Source organism: Micromonospora sp. NBC_01655 (genome assembly GCF_026339755.1).
Classification (GTDB): domain Bacteria; phylum Actinomycetota; class Actinomycetes; order Mycobacteriales; family Micromonosporaceae; genus Micromonospora.
The window spans coordinates 5210633-5228736 of sequence record NZ_JAPEQF010000001.1; the positions used below are offsets into that span (position 1 = coordinate 5210633).

The following is an 18104-nucleotide window of genomic DNA, read 5'->3' on the forward strand; positions in this document are numbered from 1 at the left end:
GGGCCGCGCAGCCGGGGTCAGCAGGGGACGGTGTCCCACCCGGCGGGCAGCGTCGGTACCGGCCAGGCCGGGTCGGGACGCCACCTCGCCCAGCCCGGGTCCCACCAGCGCTCCCCCGCGTCGAGCAGCGCCGCGATCCGGTCCCCCTCCGCGCGGATGGCCGCCGCCATCCCCGGGTAGCGCCCCTCGACCAGGCGCTGGGCGAACAACTCGGCGTCCTTGAAGACGTACCGGTCGGCGTCCGCCGCCCACCACAGGTCCAGCTCGTGGTCGAGCGTGTCCACCCCGATCGGGGTACGCCGCAGCGGGTCCTGGAGGTTGAAGTACCAGCCGGCGAACGTCCGCCCCGGCCCGGACCAGAACACGTCGACGGAGTGCGCCTCGCCGGGGCGGTGCAGCATCAGCTTGCCGGGCCCGCGCCACGCCCGCTGCCCGGCCACCTGCCAGGGGTGCCGCCCGCAGGGGAAGCGCCCGCGCTCGGGGAAGCCGAACTCGGCCCCGGTGGGCAGGTAGAGGGCGAGCACGTCGGGCGCGTCCCGCACGCAGACGGTCGGGGCGGCGAACCACACCTCGCCGCGCAGGATCTCGCGCCGGACGACCACGTCGCCCGGCGCGAACCGCCGCTCCCGCCCGGCCGCCACGGCTCAGCCGACCGCGGCCATCACCTCGTCGGAGACGTCGAAGTTGGCGTAGACGTTCTGCACGTCGTCGCAGTCCTCCAGGACGTCGATCAGCTTGAAGACCTTGCGGGCGCCCTCCTCGTCCAGCGGCACGTTCATGCTGGGGATCAGGGAGGACTCGGCCGACTCGTACTCGATGCCGGCGTCCTGCAGGGCGGTGCGCACCGCGATCAGGTCGGTCGGCTCGGAGACCACCTCGTACGCCTCGCCGAGGTCGTTGACCTCCTCCGCGCCGGCGTCGAGAACGGCCAGCATCACGTCGTCCTCGGTGGTGTCGGCCTTGGGGACGATCACCACGCCCTTGCGGGAGAACAGATAGGACACCGAGCCGGCGTCGGCGAGCGAGCCGCCGTTGCGGGTCAGCGCGGTGCGCACCTCGGTGGCGGCCCGGTTACGGTTGTCGGTGAGGCACTCGATGAGCATGGCCACGCCGTTCGGACCGTAGCCCTCGTACATGATCGTCTGCCAGTCGGCGCCGCCGGCCTCCAGGCCGGAGCCGCGCTTGACCGCCCGGTCGATGTTGTCGTTGGGTACGGAGTTCTTCTTCGCCTTCTGGATGGCGTCGTAGAGCGTCGGGTTACCGGCCGGGTCGCCGCCGCCGGTGCGGGCCGCGACCTCGACGTTCTTGATCAGCTTGGCGAACATCTTGCCGCGCTTGGCGTCGATCACAGCCTTCTTGTGCTTGGTGGTCGCCCACTTTGAGTGGCCGGACATCTGCTACCTCCGTCTGTTGATCACGCCTGCGTCGACTGCCCGCGCCAACTTCACACCGCCACCGGGCACCGCATTCCACCGGCCGGGGACCGGGCGGCTCCGCGTGGAGGGCGGCGGCGGGCGGCGGCCCTGCCGAACCGCCGGTAATCCTACCGAGGCCGCGCCTGGCGGCGTCACACCCGCCACCGCGGCCGGGCCGCCGCGTCCCGGCGGCCCGGCGCCGCGGTGACGGGCTCCGACACTCCCGCGAGCCGCCACCGGGAAGGGCGCCGCGTGGACCACGCCGCGACGGTACGCCGCACCACGCGACCACATTCCCGCTGACCTGCCCGATTCCCGTTCTCCCGACCGGATCCCACCGGGGGCCGGCAAGGGACGGGACGTGATCATCCCCAACCTGCTGACGGACGAGGGGTCGGTCGTGGTGTTCGATCCCAAGGGCGAGAACTACGACGTCACGCCGCGACGACGACGACGCCGAGGAGGCGGAGGACTTCGGCCGGGTGTTGTCCGACATCCTGATGGGTGGCGTCCGCTCGCTCACCGACCCGTTCTGGGACGAGATGGCCCAACTGCTGATCGCCGGGCTGACCGCCGACCTGATGACCGGCCAGCCCGACCGCCGCAACTCCCTGCACGAGCTGCGCTCCCAACTGTTCGACACCGACCTGCGCTACCGGCTGGCGGTGGCGCTGGACACCCGGGGCAAGCACATGCCGCCCAGCACCCGGCAGGAGTTCGAGATGCTGGTGGTCGCCTTCAAGAGCGAGTGGCCGACCCGGATGACCCGGTTCAACCACCTCACCGACCCGGTGCTGCACGGCTGGGCGCGCCCCAACCCCCGGCACCACTGAGCACCGCGGGCCAGCCGCCGTACGCCAGCCGTCCTGACCTGCGAACCGGACGCCGCTCGCCGGCGTGGCCGGCCCCGGGGTCACGCCCCGGCGCGGACCAGGTCCACGAAGTAGCGGTGCAGCCGCAGGTCGCCGGTGAGTTCGGGGTGGAACGAGGTGGCCAGCAGGTTGCCCTGCCGGACGGCGACGATCCGGTCCGGGGCGGGACCGTCGGTGACCCGGCCCAGCACCTCGACGCCCGGACCGACCCGCTCGACCCAGGGGGCCCGGATGAAGACCGCGTGGAACGCCCCGTCCGCCACCCCGGCGATCTGAACCGGCGCCTCGAACGAGTCGACCTGACGGCCGAACGCGTTGCGCCGGACCGTCATCTCGATGCCGGCGAAGCCGCGCTGGTCGGGGCGGCCGTCGAGCACCTCGGTGGCCAGCATGATCATGCCGGCGCAGGAGCCGTAGACCGGCATCCCGGCGGCGATCCGCTTGTCGATCGGCTCGCGCATCTCGAAGATGTCGGCGAGCTTGCTGATCGTGGTGGACTCGCCCCCGGGGATGACCAGCCCGTCGACCGCGTCCAGCTCGCCCGGGCGGCGGACCGGGCGGGCGTCCGCCCCGACCCCGGCCAGCGCGCCCAGGTGCTCGCGGACGTCACCCTGCAGGGCGAGCACACCGATGACCGGTGCCGTCACGTTCACTCCTCTCGGGTGTCAGGAAAGGGCCCCTGCTCCTGCCAGAGGCGGGGAGCAGGGGCCCTTCCGCACGTCACCAGCCGCGCTCGGCCAGGCGGTGCGGCTGCGGGATCTCGTCGACGTTGATGCCGACCATCGCCTCGCCGAGGCCCCGGGAGACCTTGGCCAGCACGTCCGGGTCGTCGTGGAAGGTGGTGGCCTTGACGATCGCGGCGGCCCGCTGGGCCGGGTTGCCGGACTTGAAGATGCCGGAACCGACGAAGACGCCCTCGGCGCCGAGCTGCATCATCATCGCGGCGTCGGCCGGGGTGGCGATGCCGCCGGCGGTGAACAGCACCACCGGGAGCTTGCCGGTCTCGGCGACCTCCCTGACCAGCTCGTACGGGGCCTGGAGTTCCTTGGCCGCGACGAACAGCTCGTCGGCCGGCAGCGAGCTGAGCCGGGCGATCTCCTGGCGGATCTTGCGCATGTGCATGGTGGCGTTGGAGACGTCGCCCGTGCCGGCCTCGCCCTTGGAGCGGATCATGGCCGCGCCCTCGGTGATCCGGCGCAGCGCCTCGCCCAGGTTGGTCGCCCCACACACGAAGGGGACGGTGAACGCCCACTTGTCGATGTGGTTGGCGTAGTCGGCCGGGGTGAGCACCTCGGACTCGTCGACGTAGTCCACGCCGAGCGCCTGGAGGACCTGGGCCTCGACGAAGTGGCCGATCCGGGCCTTGGCCATCACGGGGATCGAGACGGCCTCGATGATGCCGTCGATCATGTCGGGGTCGCTCATCCGGGACACCCCGCCCTGGGCGCGGATGTCGGCGGGCACCCGCTCCAGGGCCATGACCGCGACGGCGCCGGCGTCCTCGGCGATCTTGGCCTGCTCGGGGGTGACCACGTCCATGATCACGCCGCCCTTGAGCATCTCAGCCATGCCGCGCTTGACGCGGGCGGTCCCGACGACGGGGGTGGCGCTGGCGTTCGGGGAACTGGTTTCGGGCACGGGTAATCGCTCCTCGGCGTGCTCGGGGGGTGGCTCTGCTGAATGCTACGACGGGCTCAACGCCGCTCCGACAGCCAATCAGACCCCGGGTGGCCTGCTCTGTGGCCGTCATCACCCCGCCGCCGGGTGGCTGGTGACGAGCCGGGGCGGCGGCCGGCTCCGCTCAGGCGGGCACGTCGGCGGGGAGCGCGAGGGTCGGGTCGTCGATGTCGAAGTAGCGCGGCCACGGGTGCCGGTGGCCCATCCGCAACAGCCGCACCAGCGGCCGGCCGCGCGCCGCGCGGGCGTCCCGGACCAGGTCGGTGTGCACCTGGCGGGCCAGGGCGAGCCGCCGGCTCGCGGCGATCACCGCCTCGCAGTCCGGGTCGGCCGGGTCCAGCCGCACCGCCCGTAGCTGCCGGGTGAGGTCGTTCTCCGCGGCCTCCCGCTCCTCCGGCTCGGCGTCCAGGGCGATCCGGGCCGCCGCGTACAGCTCCACGCCGTAGCGCCGCTCGGCGAGCACCGCGGCGGCGGCTGCCCGGCGCAGCAGGTGCGCGTCCAGGGCCCGGGCCGCCGACTCCGCGCGCACGCGCAGCCGCTCGACCCGGCCGACGGTCCAGGTCAGGTACGCCGCGAGCAGCCCCACGACGAGACTCGCGCCCACCCACCACCACATGCCCGGCATCGTAGTGCTGCTCCGTTCGCCTCTGGCCGGGGCGCGACCCGCCCCGACACCCGCGTCCCACCGGCACCCCCGGCCACGGCGGTCAGCCCAGCCCCGCCCATTCCTGGTCGATGACCCGCCCGTCGGTTGCCTCGATCGCCGCCGCGTACACCTCCAGCACCCGGCGGGCGACCACCGGCCAGTCGAAGTGCGCCACCACCTGGTCCCCGCACGCGGTCAGCGCGGCCCGCCGCGCCGGGTCGTCCAGCAGCCCGACCAGGGCCGCCCGCAGCGCCACCGCGTCCCCGGTGGGGAAGAGCAGCCCGGCCCGGCCGCCGTCGAGCACCCGGCGGAACGCGTCCAGGTCGCTGGCCACCACCGTGGTGCCGGCGGCGAGGGCCTCGGTGAGGATCATCCCGAACGACTCCCCCCCGGTGTTCGGGGCCACGTAGAGGTGGACGCTGCGCAGCATGCGCGCCTTGTCCTCCTCGGAGACCAGGCCGAGGAAGGTGACCCGGTCGCGCAGCTCGGCGGGAAACCGGTCGAACAGGTCGTCCGGGTCGCCCGGCCCGGCCACCAGCAGCCGCAGGCCCGGGCGGGAGCGGGCCAGCTCGACGAAGGCGTCGCGCAGGATCGGGAAGCCCTTGCGGGCCTCGGTGAACCGGCCGAGGAAGCCGAGCGTGCCGCCCTCCCCGAGGTCGCACTCCCCCGGCCAGCCGGGCAGCGGCGTCGCGTGGCTGAACTTGGCCACGGTGACGCCGTTGGGGATCTCCACCGCCCCACCGTCCATGTGCTCGACCTGCACCTTGCGGGCCAGGGCGCTGACCGCGATCCGGGCGGTGATCCGCTCCAGCACGATCTGGAGCACGCCCTGCGCGGCGGCGAGCACCCGGGACCGGGTCATCGCGGTGTGGAAGGTGGCCACCACCGGGCCCCGGGCGGAGAGCACGGCCAGCATCGACACGCTCATCGTCAGCGGCTCGTGCACGTGCAGCACGTCGAAGTCGCCCCGCGTGATCCACCGCCGGACCCGGGCGGTGGAGACCGGGCCGAACGCGATCCGGGCCACCGACCCGTTGTACGGCAGCGGCAGGGCCCGGCCCGCCGGCACCACGTACGGCGGGAGCGGGGAGTCCTCGTCGGCGGGCGCGAACACGCTCACCTCGTGCCCGAGCCCGATCAACGCCTCCGCCAGGTCCATCACGTGGTTCTGCACCCCGCCGGGCACGTCGAAGGAGTACGGGCACACGATGCCGATCCGCATGTGAGCGCCCCTCCGCCTCAGACCGTTCCGGTGGCGGCCGGCGGCGTGGAGACGGGTCCGGGCCCGCCGTCGCCGGTGCCGCGCTGGTCCAGCCACATCCGTTGCAACATGTGCCAGTCTTCCGGATGCCGGGCGATGCCCGCCGCCAGACCGTCGGCAATCCGCTGGGTCAGCTCCCGGACCCGCTGGTCCAGCGGCCCGCTGTCCTCCCCGGGCACGGGCAGCGGGCCCTCGATCGAGGCGCACGCCGCGTCCGGTTCGTACCACAACGAGGCGACGTAGAGCGGTGCTCCGGTGCGCAGCGCCAGCAGCGCCGGTCCGGCCGGCATCCGGGTCCGCGCGCCGAAGAAGTCGACCTCGATCCCCCGGGCGGAGAGGTCCCGGTCGGCCAGCAGCGGCACCACCGTGCCGGCGCGCAGCCGGTCCACCAGCACGTCGAACGCGGGCCGCTCGCCGCCGTGGGTGGGCAGGATCTCCATGCCCAGCCCCCGCCGGAAGGCAAGGAAACGCTGGTAGACCCCCTCGGGCTTGAGCCGCTCGGCGACCGTGGTGATCGGCCAGCCGGTGGCCGCCACCCAGGCCCCGGCGGCGTCCCAGTTGCCGGCGTGCGGCAGCGCCACCACCGCGCCCCGGCCGGCGGCGACGTCGGCGGCGAGCAGGTCGACCCCTTCGGGGGCGAGCCGGAACCCGGCCAGGAGCTGCCCCCGGCTCAGCGCCGGCAGCCGGAACGCCTCCATCCAGTACCGGGCGTAGGAGCGCAGGCCGCGCCGGAGCAGGTCGTCCAGCTCGGCCTCGGGCAGCTCCGGGCCGACCACCCGGCGCAGGTTGGCGCGCAGTCGGGCCGTACCCGCGCCGCCGGAGCGGTGGGCGCGGTCGGCGCCCGCCCGGAAGGCCGCGGCGACCAGGGGCCGGGGCAGCGCGCGGACCAGGCGCCAGCCGGCGACGTAGCCGAGCTCGGTGAGGTTCACCCCTGCGGCCCGTCCGGGGCGGCCTCGCGGGCCTGCCGGTACACGTGGGCGATCCGCTGGCCCACGGTGAAGATCGAGACGGCGGCCAGCAGCCAGAGCGCGATCTGCAGGGCGTACGGGACGCCGAAGCCGGTGAGCAGGCCGCCGACGCCGACGATGAGCAGCCGCTCGGTGCGCTCGGCGATGCCCACGTTGCAGGTCATCCCGAGCCCCTCGGCGCGGGCCTTGACGTAGGAGACCAGCCCGCCGGCGGCCAGGCAGAGCAGCGCGGCGGCGACCCCGCCGTGGTCGCCCTCGGTGGCCAGCCAGTACGCGACCGCGCCGAAGACGGCGCTGTCGGCGACCCGGTCCATGCTTGAGTCGAGGAACGCCCCGAATCTCGTCGAGCCGCCGCTCATCCGGGCCATCGTCCCGTCGAGCAGGTCGGTCAGCGCGAAGACCGTCACGATGAGGGCGCCGGCGACCAGATGGCCGCGGGCGCCGAAGCCGAGCGCCCCGACCAGCACCCCGAGGGTGCCGGCGACGGTGACGACGTTGGGGGACACGCCCGCGCGGAGCAGGCCGCGCGCGATCGGCTCGACGATGCGGGTCATCCCCGCCCGGACTGACACTTGGAAGATCTTCGCCATGGCGGTCCCACGATAACGGCCGGCCCCCGGCGACGGTACGCCCCGGTCGCCGACCCGCCCGGGGAAGTCTTGTGCCGGCTCCGCGAGGGGTGTGAGATCGAACCTGAGGGTGAGCCAGCTCACCCGACCGACCGTCCCGTACCCGCCGCACGGCAGATCACCGGAGGATGGCGCCGCGGAACTTCCGTACCGGGCCGCTTCCCCGTCGCGCGCGGCGGTCGCCACCAACCACCGGCAGAGGGAGGTGCGCCCCATGGCGCAGAGGAACCAGGACAAGGGAGTCACCGGCGGCGTGCCGGTGGTGACCGAGCCCGCCAGGGTTCGCAACGTGGTGCTCGTCGGGCACTCCGGGGCGGGCAAGACCACCCTGGTCGAGGCACTGCTCGCGGCGACCGGCACGATCGGGCGGGCCGGCGCGGTCACCGACGGCACCACGGTCTGCGACCACGACCCGGCCGCCGTGCGCCAGCAGCGCTCGGTGAGCCTGGCCTGCGCCCCGCTGGTGCACGACGGCGTCAAGGTCAACCTGCTGGACACCCCGGGCTATGCCGACTTCGTCGGCGAGCTGCGCGCCGGCCTGCGGGCCGCCGACGCCGCGTTGTTCGTGGTCTCCGCCGTCGACGGGATGGACGCCGCCACCGCCGCGCTCTGGGAGGAGTGCGCCGCCGTGGGCATGCCCCGGGCGGTCGCGGTGACCCGGCTGGACCACCCCCGCGCCGACTTCGACGAGGCCGTGGCGCTGTGCCAACGGGTCTTCGGCGACAACGTGCTCCCGCTGCACCTGACGATGCTCGGCGACGACGGCGAGTCGGTGGTCGGGCTGCTCGGCCTGGTCACCCGCCGGGTCTTCGACTACACCGCCGGGCTGCCGGCGCAGGTGCGCGAGCCCGACCCGGAGCACCTGCCGGCGATCGCCGAGTCCCGCAACGAGCTGATCGAGGGGATCATCGCCGAGAGCGAGGACGAGTCCCTGATGGACCGCTACCTCGCCGGCGAGGAGATCGACACGCAGGTGCTGGTCGCCGACCTGGAGAAGGCGGTCGCCCGGGGGCACTTCCACCCGGTGGTGCCGGTCTGCGCGGCGACCGGGGTGGGCCTGGACGTGCTGCTCGACGGCCTCGTATCGGCGTTCCCGTCCCCGCTGGAACACGAGCTGCCCGCCGTCACCGGCGTGGACGGCTCCCCCCGGCCGCCGCTGACCTGCGACCCGGACGGCCCGCTCGTGGCCGAGGTGGTACGCACGACGGTGGACCGGCACGTCGGCCGGGTCTCCCTGGTCCGGGTCTTCTCCGGCACCCTGCGACCCGACCGGACGATGCACGTCGCCGGCCACGGCCTGGCCGAGCGGGGGCACCCCGACCACGACGCGGACGAACGGGTCGGGCATCTCCACACCCCCCTGGGGGCGGCCCTGCGCGAGGTGCCGGTCTGCGTGGCCGGCGACATCTGCGCGATCACCAAGTCGGGCAGCGCGGAGACCGGCGACACGATCTCCGCCAAGGAGGACCCGCTGCTGGTGGCCCCGTGGGAGATGCCCGAGCCGCTGCTGCCGGTGGCGGTCACCGCGCGCAGCCGGGCCGACGAGGACACCCTGTCCCGCAACCTGGCCCGGCTGGTCGCCGGGGACCCGACGCTGCGGCTGGAACGCAACCCGGAGACCCACCAGCTCGTCCTGTGGTGCATGGGCGAGGCGCACGCCGACGTGGTGCTCGACCGGCTGCGCGGTGGCGGCGTCGAGCTGGACACCGAGCCGGTCCGGGTGGCGCTGCGAGAGACCCTCGCCGCCCCGGCCACCGGGCACGGCCGGCACGTCAAGCAGTCCGGCGGCCACGGCCAGTACGCCGTCTGCGACATCGAGGTGGAGCCGCTGCCCCGGGGGGCCGGGTTCGAGTTCGTCGACCGGGTGGTCGGCGGCGCGGTGCCGCACAACTACGTCCCGTCGGTGGAGAAGGGCGTGCGGGCCCAACTGGAGCGCGGTCTGGTCGCCGGGTACCCGGTGGTGGACCTGCGGGTGACCCTCGTCGACGGCAAGGCGCACAGCGTCGACTCGTCCGACGCGGCCTTCCAGACCGCCGGGGCGCTGGCGCTGCGCCACGCCGCCGAGCGGGGCCAGCCGACCCTGCTGGAACCGGTGGACGAGGTGGTCGTCCGGGTGCCGGACCACACCGTCGGGGCGGTGCTGGGCGACCTCTCCGGCCGGCGCGGCCGGGTGCTCGGCACCGAGCCGGACCCGGAGGCCGACGGCCGAACCCTCGTCCGGGCGGAGGTCCCGGCCACCGAGCTGCTCCGGTACGCGATCGAGCTGCGCGCGTTGACCTCCGGCACCGGCACCTTCCGCCGCCGGTTCGTCCGCCACGACCCGATGCCCACCCACCTGTCCGACCAGCCCCGCAGGCAGCACCCCCCCACCCCCTGACCCACCGTCGATCATGGGCCCGCGCGGTCAGGGGCGGGCGGGGCCGGTGGGGGGCATCGGCCAGTGGGGGCGGTCGGCGGAGCGCAGAGCCGCCGAGCGGAGCGCCGCGAGTTGGCGTTCCACCTCGGCGAATTGGTCGGCGGCGAGCGGGCCGAGGGCCAGGGCGGCGGCGTTCTCCTCGACCTGGGCGACGGTGCGGCAGCCGGGGATCGGGACCGTGCGGTCGCTGCGCGCCCAGATCCAGCCGAGCGCCCCCTGGGCCGCGGTGCGCCCGTCGGCGGTCAGCGCCGCCCGGACCGCCCCGACCCGGCGCAGCCACTCCGGGGCGGGCCGGCCGCTGCGGAACCACTCCACCCTGCTCACTGCGGCCCCCCGCACGTCGTCGCGGGGCAGCGTCGAGCCGGCGCCGTACTTGCCGGTGAGCAGCCCCATCCCCAGCGGGCTGCGGTTGACGCTGGCCAGGTCGTACTTGTCGCAGACGGCGAGCAGCTCGGGGGCGTCGCGCAGCACCGACAGGGTGTGCTGCACGGCGGTGGCGTGCCGGCCGCCCTGCCCGAAGCAGGTGGCCCGGTCGGCCCGGTCGGTGCTCCAGCCGTACGCCCGGACCAGGCCGTCGGAGACGAGGTCCTCGCAGGCGCCGATCAGCGCCTCGGCCCTCGGCACCGGCAGGTCGCCCAGGTGTAGCTGGTAGAGGTCGATGCGGTCGGTGCCCAGCCGGCGCAGCGAGTCGGTGACCGCCTGGCGCAGGTACTCCGGCGAGGCGTCCTCCCCGGTGGCCTGGCGGGTGGCCTCGTCGAACGTGTAGCCCCACTTGGTGGCGATCACGGCCTCGTCGCGGTGGCCGGCGAGGGCCCGGCCGAGGACCCGCTCGCCGTGCCCGGCCCCGTACGTGTCGGCGGTGTCGAAGAGGGTGACCCCGAGATCGAGCGCGTGACGCACCGCGCGGACGGACTCGTCGTCGTCGACCGCGCCCCAGCCCAGCGGCTGGACGCCCGCGGCCCAGGGGCCACCGATCGCCCAGCACCCCATGCCGAGGGCGCTGACCTCGATGCCGCTGCGACCCAATGTCCGTGTCGTCACTGCCATCGCCAGATCGTGTCACCTCCGGCCCCGCTGGGGGCACCGGCTTCACCGGAAGGACACAGTCGACCACGCAGGGTCAGCTCCGGCCGGCTCCGGGGTCAGACCGGCCAGGCGCGGGTGAACAGCTCGCGGGTGTCGGTGAGCACCTGCGGCAGGACCTTGGTCCGCCCGATCACCGGCATGAAGTTGGCGTCGCCGCCCCAGCGGGGCACCACGTGCTGGTGCAGGTGCGCGGCGATCCCGGCGCCGGCCACCCCGCCCTGGTTCATGCCCAGGTTGAACCCGTGCGCGTTGCTGACGCTGCGCACCACCCGCATCGCGGTCTGGGTGAACGCCGCCAGCTCGGTGGTCTCCGGCAGGTCCAGGTCGGTGTAGTCGGCCACGTGCCGGTAGGGGCAGACGAGCAGGTGGCCCGGGTTGTAGGGGTAGAGGTTCAGCACGGCGAACACGTGCGCGCCCCGGGCCACCACCAGGCTCTCCTCCGGCGGCAACCCGGGCGCCCGGCAGAACGGGCAGCCGGCAGGCTTCTCGTACCCGCCCTCGGGTCGGTCCTCGCCCGAGATGTAGGTCATCCGGTGCGGAGTCCAGAGCCGCTCCAGCCCGTCGGCCATGCCGCTGTCCGTGTGCCGTTCCGCCCCTGTCACGCCACCGATCCTACGTTCCCGGCCGGCATCGCCCCAGTGCCCCACGGGCCGCGCCCCGGGGGCGTCCGGCGGTGTGTCGCGGGGCCGCGCCGGGGGCGGATAGGGGGTGAAAAACTTGACGTACTGATGCTCGTGAATGAAAACTTCCATACTGATCGATCCTGACGACCGTCGATGGGAGACCCCCGTGAAGACCGCATTCCGCCGGCTCGGCAGAACGCTGGCCGCCTGCGCGCTCGCCGCCGCCGCCACCCTGGTGGGCCTGACCGTGACCACCGGCGCGGCACACGCCGACGGCTGTTACACCTGGGGCCGTACGCTCGCCTCCGGCGCCTCCGGCGAGGACGTCCGCCAGCTCCAGATCCGGGTCGCCGGCTACCCGGGTTACAACTCGTCCATCGCCATCGACGGCGTGTTCGGCCCGGCCACCCGCTCGGCGGTGATCCGCTTCCAGCAGGCGTACGGCCTGTCCGCCGACGGCATCGCCGGCCCGCTGACGTTCAACAAGCTGTACGCCCTGCAGGACGACGACTGCACCCCGGTCAACTTCACCTACGCCGAGCTGAACAACTGCAACTCGACCTGGTCCGGCGGGGCGGTCGCGGCGAGCACCGCCAAGTTCAACGCGCTCGTCTCGATGTGGAAGCTCCAGGCCCTGCGGCACGCCCTCGGCGACGTCTCCATCTACATCAGCAGCGGCTTCCGCAGCTACGCCTGCAACAGCGCGGTCGGCGGGGCGTCGAACAGCCGACACCTGTACGGCGACGGGGTTGACCTGGTCGGGTCCCCGTCGTTCTGCCGGCTGGCCCAGCAGGCCCGCTACCACGGCTTCGGGAACATCCTCGGCCCCGGCTACCCGGGCCACAACGACCACACGCACGTCGGAGCGGTCGGGGGCTGGTCGGCGCCGTCCTGCGGCATCTGATCGACCGACACCGGCACCAGCACGACGCCCCGACACGGGTGGGGCTCCTCCCGTCGCCCAGGCGACGAGGGGAGCCCCACCTCGCGGGTCAGGCCGGGTCGGAGGCGGTCGGTCCGGTGTTCGACCGGGAGGTGACCACGTCGAGCACGTGGGCCACCGCGTCGGCGACCGGCACGCCGTTGCGCTGCGAGCCGTCCCGGTACCGGAACGACACGGTCCCGGCGGCCACGTCGTCGTCGCCGGCGATCACCATGAACGGGATCTTCTGCTGCTGGGCGGTGCGGATCTTCTTCTGCATCCGGTCGTCGCCCGCGTCCACCTGGGCCCGGATGCCCTCGGCGCGCAGCGCCGCGACGAACCCGTGCAGGTAGTCGGCGTGGTCCTCGCGGATCGGGATGCCCACCACCTGCACCGGAGCCAGCCAGGCCGGGAACGCCCCGGCGTAGTGCTCGGTGAGCACCCCGAAGAACCGCTCGATCGAGCCGAACAGCGCCCGATGGATCATCACCGGCTGCTTGCGGGTGCCGTCGGCGGCCTGGTACTCCAGCCCGAACCGGGCCGGCTGGTTGAAGTCGACCTGGATCGTCGACATCTGCCAGGTCCGGCCGATCGCGTCCCGGGCCTGCACCGAGATCTTCGGGCCGTAGAAGGCCGCGCCGCCCGGGTCGGGCACCAGGTCCAGCCCCGACGCCTCGGCGGCGGTGCGCAGCGCCTCCGTCGCCTCCGCCCAGTCGGCGTCGTCGCCGATGAACTTCGGCGAGTCGTCCCGGGTGGACAGCTCCAGGTAGAAGTCGTCCAGGCCGTAGTCGCGCAGCAGGTCCAGGACGAAGGTGAGCAGGGCGGACAGCTCGCCGGGCATCTGCTCCCGGGTGCAGTAGATGTGCGAGTCGTCCTGGGTCAGCCCGCGTACCCGGGTCAGGCCGTGCACCACGCCGGACTTCTCGTACCGGTAGACCGTGCCGAACTCGAACAGCCGCAGCGGCAGCTCCCGGTAGGACCGCCCACGCGCCCTGAAGATCAGGTTGTGCATCGGGCAGTTCATCGCCTTGAGGTAGTAGTCCGCCCCCTCGAACTGCATGGGCGGGAACATGGTGTCGGCGTAGTAGGGCAGGTGGCCGGAGGTCTCGAAGAGCTGCGCCTTGGTGATGTGCGGGGTGTTGACGAACTCGTACCCCGCCGCCTCGTGCCGGCGGCGCGAGTAGTTCTCCATCTCCCGGCGGATGATGCCGCCCTTGGGGTGGAACACCGCCAGGCCGGAGCCGATCTCGTCGGGGAAGCTGAACAGGTCCAGGTCCGCGCCGAGCTTGCGGTGGTCGCGCCGGGCGGCCTCCTCCAGCAACTTCAGGTACGCCTTCAGCTCGTCCCGGGTCGGCCACGCGGTGCCGTACACCCGCTGGAGCTGCGGGTTCTTCTCGCTCCCCCGCCAGTACGCGGCGGCCGAACGCATCAGCTTGAACGCCCCGATCAGCCGGGTGTTCGGCAGGTGCGGGCCCCGGCACAGGTCCGACCAGCAGACCTTGTCCTCCTTGGCCGCGAGGTTGTCGTAGATGGTCAGCTCGCCGCCGCCCACCTCCATCACCTCGGAAGAGTCCAGCCCCTCGCCCTTGACGTCGATCAGCTCCAGTTTGAACGGCTCGGCGGCCAGCTCGGCCTTCGCCTCGTCCAGGCTGCCGAACCGCCGCCGCCGGAACCGCTGCCCCGACTTGACGATCTCCTGCATCCGCTTCTCGAGCTTGGCCAGGTCGTCGGGCTGGAACGGCTTGTCCACGGCGAAGTCGTAGTAGAAGCCGTTCTCGATCGGCGGGCCGATGCCGAGCTTCGCCTCGGGGAACACGTCCTGCACGGCCTGGGCGAGCACGTGCGCGGTCGAGTGGCGCAGCACGTTCAGCCCGTCCGGGGTGTCCAGGCCGACCGGCTCGACGGTGACGTCCTCGGCCGGCGTCCAGTCCAGGTCGCGGAGCTGGCCCTGCGGGTCGCGGACCACGACGACCGCCTTGGGGCCGCTGGCCGGCAGGCCGGCCGCGACCACCGCGTCGGCCGCCGTCGTCCCGGCGGCGACGACGACGGGGTCGGCCACGACGGGGGTACGGGGTGGGGACACGGTGACTCCTCCAGCTGACGACGGACGCGACCGGGCGGTCGCCCCCGCTGATGCTAGCGGGCCAGGAAGTGCCCCTTCTTATCGCATTCGGTGGTGGAAGGGCTCCTTTTGACACCGGCCCCGGGTGGGCCGGTCGGCACGGCCGCGCGGAGACCGAGGGGTGCGACGATGCCTGGAGGTCAGGGCGCCCAGTCGGGCAGCGGCTCACGGGCCGCGAGCCAGTCGGCGGGCACCCCGCCCGGCGCGCCGACACCGGTGTGGGCGGCCACCACCGCCCCGGCGATCGCCGCCGTGGTGTCCACGTCCCCGCCCGCCTCGACGCACGCCCGGATCGCGGCCGGGTAGTCGTCGAGGCCCGTGGCGGCGACCCAGAGCGCGAAGGGGACGGTGTCCTGCGCCGTCACCCGCGAGCCGTTGCCGAGCGCCTCGGCGGCGACCGCCACGGGGCGGCCCAGCAGGGCGGCGGCCCGGCGTACCCCCTGGTGCACCTCGCCGCCGGGGTCGAGGGCGGTGGCCACCGCGGCGAGCAGCCGCGACGGCGGCGGGCGATCCCCGTCGAGGCGGGCCCGGGCGGCCAGGGCGGCGGCCACCGCCACCGCCACCGCGCCGGCGATCCCCTCCGGGTGGGCGTGGGTGACCTCGGCGGACGCCCGGGCCTGGGCCGCCGCCCGCCGGGTCGAGTCGGCGAACCACGCCCCGAGCGGGCCGACCCGCATCGCCGCGCCGTTGCCGCACGAGCCCTGCCCGTCGAACGCGGAGGCCGCGGCGACGGGCCACGGCGTGCCGGTACGGATCAGCCGCAGGGTGGTCACCGCCCCGGGGCCGTAGCCGCGGTACGGCTCGCACCGGTGCGCGAAGGCCAGCGCCAGCCGGTCCCGGTCGACCTCGCCGGCGCCGGCCAACTCGGTCAGCACGGAGCACGCCATCTCGGTGTCGTCGGTCCACTGCCAGGGCGGCGCGGGGAGCCGGCCGGCGGCGAGGTCGGCCGGCCGCTGCCCCGGTACGAAGAACTGGGAGCCGAGGGCGTCGCCCACGGAGAGGCCGGCGAGACTGTCCCGGGCGAGGGCCAGGCGGGTGTCCGGGAAGAGCGTGAAGGACATGGTCGTATCAGCTTGCCCGGTTCGCGGGTGCGCCGCAACGCGATCGGCTTGCCCCGCCGAGTACGGTGCTGACGTGGCCACGGTGCTCCTGGTCGAAGACGACCACGTCGTACGCGGCGCGATGCTGCGGTCCCTCGCCGACCGGGGGCACGCCGTACACGCCGTCGGCACGGCGCTCGACGCGCTGCGCCGGGTGGCCGCGGAGACCCCTGACCTGGTGGTGCTCGACCTCGGCCTGCCGGACCTGGACGGCTCGGACGCGCTGCGGATGCTGCGCGGCATCACCGACGTGCCGATCATCATCGCCACCGCCCGCGACGACGAGCAGTCGGTGGTGCGCCTGCTGCGGGCGGGCGCGGACGACTACATGGTCAAGCCGTTCACCGGCGCGCACCTGGACGCCCGGATCACCACGGTGCTGCGCCGGGCCGGTCGGGCCAGCCGGAGCGTGCAGCCGGCCGTGCACACCGTCGGCGGCCTGCGGGTGGACGTCGGCGAGCGCAGCGCCCAGCTCGACGGGATGCCGCTCGCGCTGACCCGCAAGGAGTTCGACCTGTTGGCGTATCTCGCCGCCCGACCAGGGCGGGTGGTGTCCCGCCGGGAACTCTTGGAGGAGGTATGGCGCCAGCCGTCGGTCGGCGAGGACCAGACCATCGACGTTCACCTGTACTGGCTGCGCCGCAAAATGGGCGAGTCCGCGGCGAAGCCGCGCTACCTGCGCACCGTGCGGGGGGTGGGCTTCCGGTTGGTGGCCCCGGACTGAGGGTCGCGCTGGCCTGGCTCACGGCGGGCATGTGCGCGCTCGTCGCGCTGGCGTTCCTGGTCCCCCTCGGCATCAGCCTGGGTGAGCAAACCCGCCAGGAGGCCCTCGCCGACGCCGCCCGGCGCGGCGCGCTGGTCACCGGCGCGCTCGCGGTCAGCACCGAGCCGGCGGCGGTGCGGCGCGCGGTGGAGGCCAGCGGCGAGGACCCGGCGACCCGGCCGGTGGTACACGGGCTGGGCGGCGTCGGCCCGGCCGGCCGGGCCGACCCGGCGGCGCTGGCCAGGGCCACCGGGGAGCGGCGCTCGGTGGTCGTCGACGTGTCCGGCGGGGCGCTCCGGCTGGACCCGGTGGTGCTCGGCGACACGGTGGCCGTGGTCGAGGTGTTCGTGCCGGACTCCGGGCTCGAGGAGGGTTCCGGGGGCCGGTGGCTGCTGCTGGCCGCGGTGGCGGTGGCCCTGGTCGGGGCGGCCGTGCTGGTGGTGGACCGGGTCGCCGCCCGCGCGGCCGACTCGACCCGGGGGCTGGTGAAGGCCGCCCTCGCGGTCGGCGACGGCGACCTCGGGGTACGCGTCGAGCCGAGCGGCCCGCGTGAGCTGGCCGAGGCCGGCTACGCGTTCAACCGGATGGCGGACCGGCTGGTGGCGGCGCGCACCGACGAGCGGGAGCTGGTGGCGGACCTATCGCACCGGCTGCGCACCCCGTTGACCGTGTTGCGGCTGGACGCCGAGGGGCTGGACTCCGACGACACCGGCGTGGGCTCGTTCACCGAGGCGGAGTTGGACCGGCGACGCGCGATCCGGCGGATCCGGCAGGCCATCGTGACCCTTGAGGGCGAGATCGACGTACTGATCAAGACGACCCGCAAGGCGATCACCCATGAGGTCGGCCCGGCGATGTGCGACGTCAGTGAGGTGGTCCGGGACCGGATGGTCTTCTGGTCGGCCCTCGCGGGGGACCAGAACCGGCCGCACCGGGTCAGCGGGGCGCAGCTTCGCATCCCGGCGCCCGTGCCCCGGGCCGAGCTGGCCGCCGCCCTCGACGCGGTGATCGGCAACGTGTTCCGCTACACCCCGCAGGGCACCGCGTTCGAGGTCGCGGTCTCCCGCCGCGACGGATACGTGGCGATCCGCGTCGACGACGCCGGCCCGGGCATCGCCAACCCGGACCGGGCGCTGCGCCGGGGCACCAGCGACCAGGGCTCCACCGGGTTGGGCCTGGACATCGCCAAGCGGGTGTCGTTGCAGGCCAACGGATCGGTGAGCATCGACCGGGCCCGGCTCGGCGGGGCCAGCGTGGTGATGCTGCTGGCCGACCCGGAGGCCACCCCTCGGCAGGTCAACCGGTTCGGACTGGTCGGCCGGATGGCCCGGGAGGCCCGGGAGCAGAAGAGCGGGGGCCGCCGCTGGCCCCGGCAGCGCCCCACGGACGGCTGACCGCCCGCCCGTCTGTGGGCAGACGCAAGTCTTTCTTAGATCCGGATTAACGGCACCGGCGCGCCGGGCGCGGCCTGACAGGATCGAAGGGCGAACCCATCAGTTCCACCGGCCACTCCCGGATCCACCCCCTGGCCGGTGGAGCCCGTGCGCGCGGCGGGAGTCCGGTCCCCCCACAACCAACTCCCGCCGCGCGCACCAGCCCCACCG

General features: G+C 74.1%; 17 protein-coding genes and 1 pseudogene. 6 read left to right on the forward strand and 12 right to left on the reverse strand.

Translation table 11 applies throughout. From position 1 onward, the window contains the following. Positions 1-17 precede the first annotated feature (17 nt). Together OOK41_RS23540 and OOK41_RS23545 are read right to left on the reverse strand one after the other, a co-directional pair. Positions 18-641, reverse strand: coding sequence for a DUF402 domain-containing protein (locus OOK41_RS23540; protein WP_266266732.1), 624 nt, complete (start codon positions 639-641; stop codon positions 18-20). Positions 642-644: 3 nt separating this feature from the next. Continuing rightward, the gene (locus tag OOK41_RS23545; protein WP_117669342.1) at positions 645-1394 is read right to left on the reverse strand and encodes a YebC/PmpR family DNA-binding transcriptional regulator; all 750 of its coding nucleotides are present in this window, start codon (positions 1392-1394) and stop codon (positions 645-647) included. Positions 1395-1746: 352 nt separating this feature from the next. Between OOK41_RS23545 and OOK41_RS32115 the strand changes: the two are divergent. Next, positions 1747-1866 (forward strand): annotated as a pseudogene (locus tag OOK41_RS32115) (type IV secretory system conjugative DNA transfer family protein); the annotation flags it as partial. 31 nt (positions 1867-1897) lie between these two features. Beyond that, on the forward strand, positions 1898-2248 hold the full coding sequence (locus tag OOK41_RS23555; protein ID WP_266266733.1) for a hypothetical protein: 351 nt from the start codon (positions 1898-1900) through the stop codon (positions 2246-2248). Positions 2249-2328: 80 nt separating this feature from the next. Here the strand turns inward: OOK41_RS23555 and pdxT are convergent, their stop codons facing one another. From pdxT to pgsA, 6 genes are all read right to left on the reverse strand, one after another. Further along, positions 2329-2934 carry a pyridoxal 5'-phosphate synthase glutaminase subunit PdxT gene (gene pdxT, locus OOK41_RS23560; protein WP_266266734.1) on the reverse strand — a complete coding sequence of 202 codons (606 nt, stop codon included), beginning with the start codon at positions 2932-2934 and terminating at the stop codon, positions 2329-2331. 73 nt (positions 2935-3007) lie between these two features. Beyond that, positions 3008-3925: a pyridoxal 5'-phosphate synthase lyase subunit PdxS gene (gene pdxS, locus OOK41_RS23565; protein WP_117669343.1), complete on the reverse strand. Its 918-nt coding sequence runs from the start codon at positions 3923-3925 to the stop codon at positions 3008-3010. A 163-nt stretch (positions 3926-4088) separates the two neighbouring features. Beyond that, entirely contained in the window at positions 4089-4589 is a 501-nt protein-coding gene (locus tag OOK41_RS23570) for a hypothetical protein (protein WP_266266735.1), read from the reverse strand. Positions 4590-4671: 82 nt separating this feature from the next. Continuing rightward, the gene (locus OOK41_RS23575; RefSeq protein ID WP_117669345.1) at positions 4672-5832 is read right to left on the reverse strand and encodes a glycosyltransferase family 4 protein; all 1161 of its coding nucleotides are present in this window, start codon (positions 5830-5832) and stop codon (positions 4672-4674) included. Between the two features lie 17 nt (positions 5833-5849). Further along, positions 5850-6800 (reverse strand): phosphatidylinositol mannoside acyltransferase, encoded by a 951-nt coding sequence (locus OOK41_RS23580; RefSeq protein ID WP_117669346.1) that lies wholly within the window; start codon positions 6798-6800, stop codon positions 5850-5852. After that, on the reverse strand, positions 6797-7429 hold the full coding sequence (pgsA, locus tag OOK41_RS23585) for a phosphatidylinositol phosphate synthase (protein ID WP_117669347.1): 633 nt from the start codon (positions 7427-7429) through the stop codon (positions 6797-6799). The genes OOK41_RS23580 and pgsA overlap by 4 nt, the downstream gene beginning before the upstream one ends. Before the next feature lie 253 nt (positions 7430-7682). Here pgsA and OOK41_RS23590 point away from each other — a divergent pair, with 253 nt between their 5' ends. After that, positions 7683-9845, forward strand: coding sequence for an elongation factor G-like protein EF-G2 (locus tag OOK41_RS23590; protein ID WP_266266736.1), 2163 nt, complete (start codon positions 7683-7685; stop codon positions 9843-9845). Positions 9846-9872: 27 nt separating this feature from the next. On the opposite strand, the gene OOK41_RS23595 is transcribed toward OOK41_RS23590, so the two are convergent. Both OOK41_RS23595 and OOK41_RS23600 read right to left on the reverse strand, forming a co-directional pair. Then, the gene (locus OOK41_RS23595) at positions 9873-10931 is read right to left on the reverse strand and encodes an aldo/keto reductase (RefSeq protein ID WP_266266737.1); all 1059 of its coding nucleotides are present in this window, start codon (positions 10929-10931) and stop codon (positions 9873-9875) included. A 95-nt stretch (positions 10932-11026) separates the two neighbouring features. Next, positions 11027-11539 (reverse strand): HIT domain-containing protein, encoded by a 513-nt coding sequence (locus OOK41_RS23600; RefSeq protein WP_207892789.1) that lies wholly within the window; start codon positions 11537-11539, stop codon positions 11027-11029. A 220-nt stretch (positions 11540-11759) separates the two neighbouring features. Here OOK41_RS23600 and OOK41_RS31960 point away from each other — a divergent pair, with 220 nt between their 5' ends. Beyond that, positions 11760-12497 carry a D-Ala-D-Ala carboxypeptidase family metallohydrolase gene (locus tag OOK41_RS31960; protein ID WP_305792070.1) on the forward strand — a complete coding sequence of 246 codons (738 nt, stop codon included), beginning with the start codon at positions 11760-11762 and terminating at the stop codon, positions 12495-12497. An 88-nt stretch (positions 12498-12585) separates the two neighbouring features. Here OOK41_RS31960 and thrS read toward each other — a convergent pair whose 3' ends face one another. Both thrS and OOK41_RS23620 read right to left on the reverse strand, forming a co-directional pair. Next, positions 12586-14598 (reverse strand): threonine--tRNA ligase, encoded by a 2013-nt coding sequence (gene thrS / locus OOK41_RS23615; protein ID WP_266266738.1) that lies wholly within the window; start codon positions 14596-14598, stop codon positions 12586-12588. 179 nt (positions 14599-14777) lie between these two features. Continuing rightward, the gene (locus OOK41_RS23620; protein WP_266266739.1) at positions 14778-15698 is read right to left on the reverse strand and encodes an ADP-ribosylglycohydrolase family protein; all 921 of its coding nucleotides are present in this window, start codon (positions 15696-15698) and stop codon (positions 14778-14780) included. Positions 15699-15771: 73 nt separating this feature from the next. On the opposite strand from OOK41_RS23620, the gene OOK41_RS23625 reads away from it, so the two are divergent. Beyond that, entirely contained in the window at positions 15772-16461 is a 690-nt protein-coding gene (locus OOK41_RS23625) for a response regulator transcription factor (RefSeq protein ID WP_117669353.1), read from the forward strand. A gap of 29 nt (positions 16462-16490) precedes the next feature. Next, positions 16491-17894, forward strand: a complete 1404-nt coding sequence (locus OOK41_RS23630; RefSeq protein WP_266266740.1) for a HAMP domain-containing sensor histidine kinase — start codon at positions 16491-16493, stop codon at positions 17892-17894. The last annotated feature ends 210 nt before the right edge of the window (positions 17895-18104 follow it).

Coding starts and splice junctions, on each gene's coding strand:
- OOK41_RS23545 (WP_117669342.1), bottom strand. CDS start 1,394: ATGTCCGGCCACTCAAAGTGGGCGACCACCAAGCACAAGAAGGCTGTG.
- OOK41_RS23570 (WP_266266735.1), bottom strand. CDS start 4,589: ATGCCGGGCATGTGGTGGTGGGTGGGCGCGAGTCTCGTCGTGGGGCTG.
- OOK41_RS23575 (WP_117669345.1), bottom strand. CDS start 5,832: ATGCGGATCGGCATCGTGTGCCCGTACTCCTTCGACGTGCCCGGCGGG.
- pgsA (WP_117669347.1), bottom strand. CDS start 7,429: ATGGCGAAGATCTTCCAAGTGTCAGTCCGGGCGGGGATGACCCGCATC.
- OOK41_RS23590 (WP_266266736.1), top strand. CDS start 7,683: ATGGCGCAGAGGAACCAGGACAAGGGAGTCACCGGCGGCGTGCCGGTG.
- OOK41_RS23595 (WP_266266737.1), bottom strand. CDS start 10,931: ATGGCAGTGACGACACGGACATTGGGTCGCAGCGGCATCGAGGTCAGC.
- OOK41_RS23600 (WP_207892789.1), bottom strand. CDS start 11,539: ATGGCCGACGGGCTGGAGCGGCTCTGGACTCCGCACCGGATGACCTAC.
- OOK41_RS23620 (WP_266266739.1), bottom strand. CDS start 15,698: ATGTCCTTCACGCTCTTCCCGGACACCCGCCTGGCCCTCGCCCGGGAC.
- OOK41_RS23630 (WP_266266740.1), top strand. CDS start 16,491: ATGTGCGCGCTCGTCGCGCTGGCGTTCCTGGTCCCCCTCGGCATCAGC.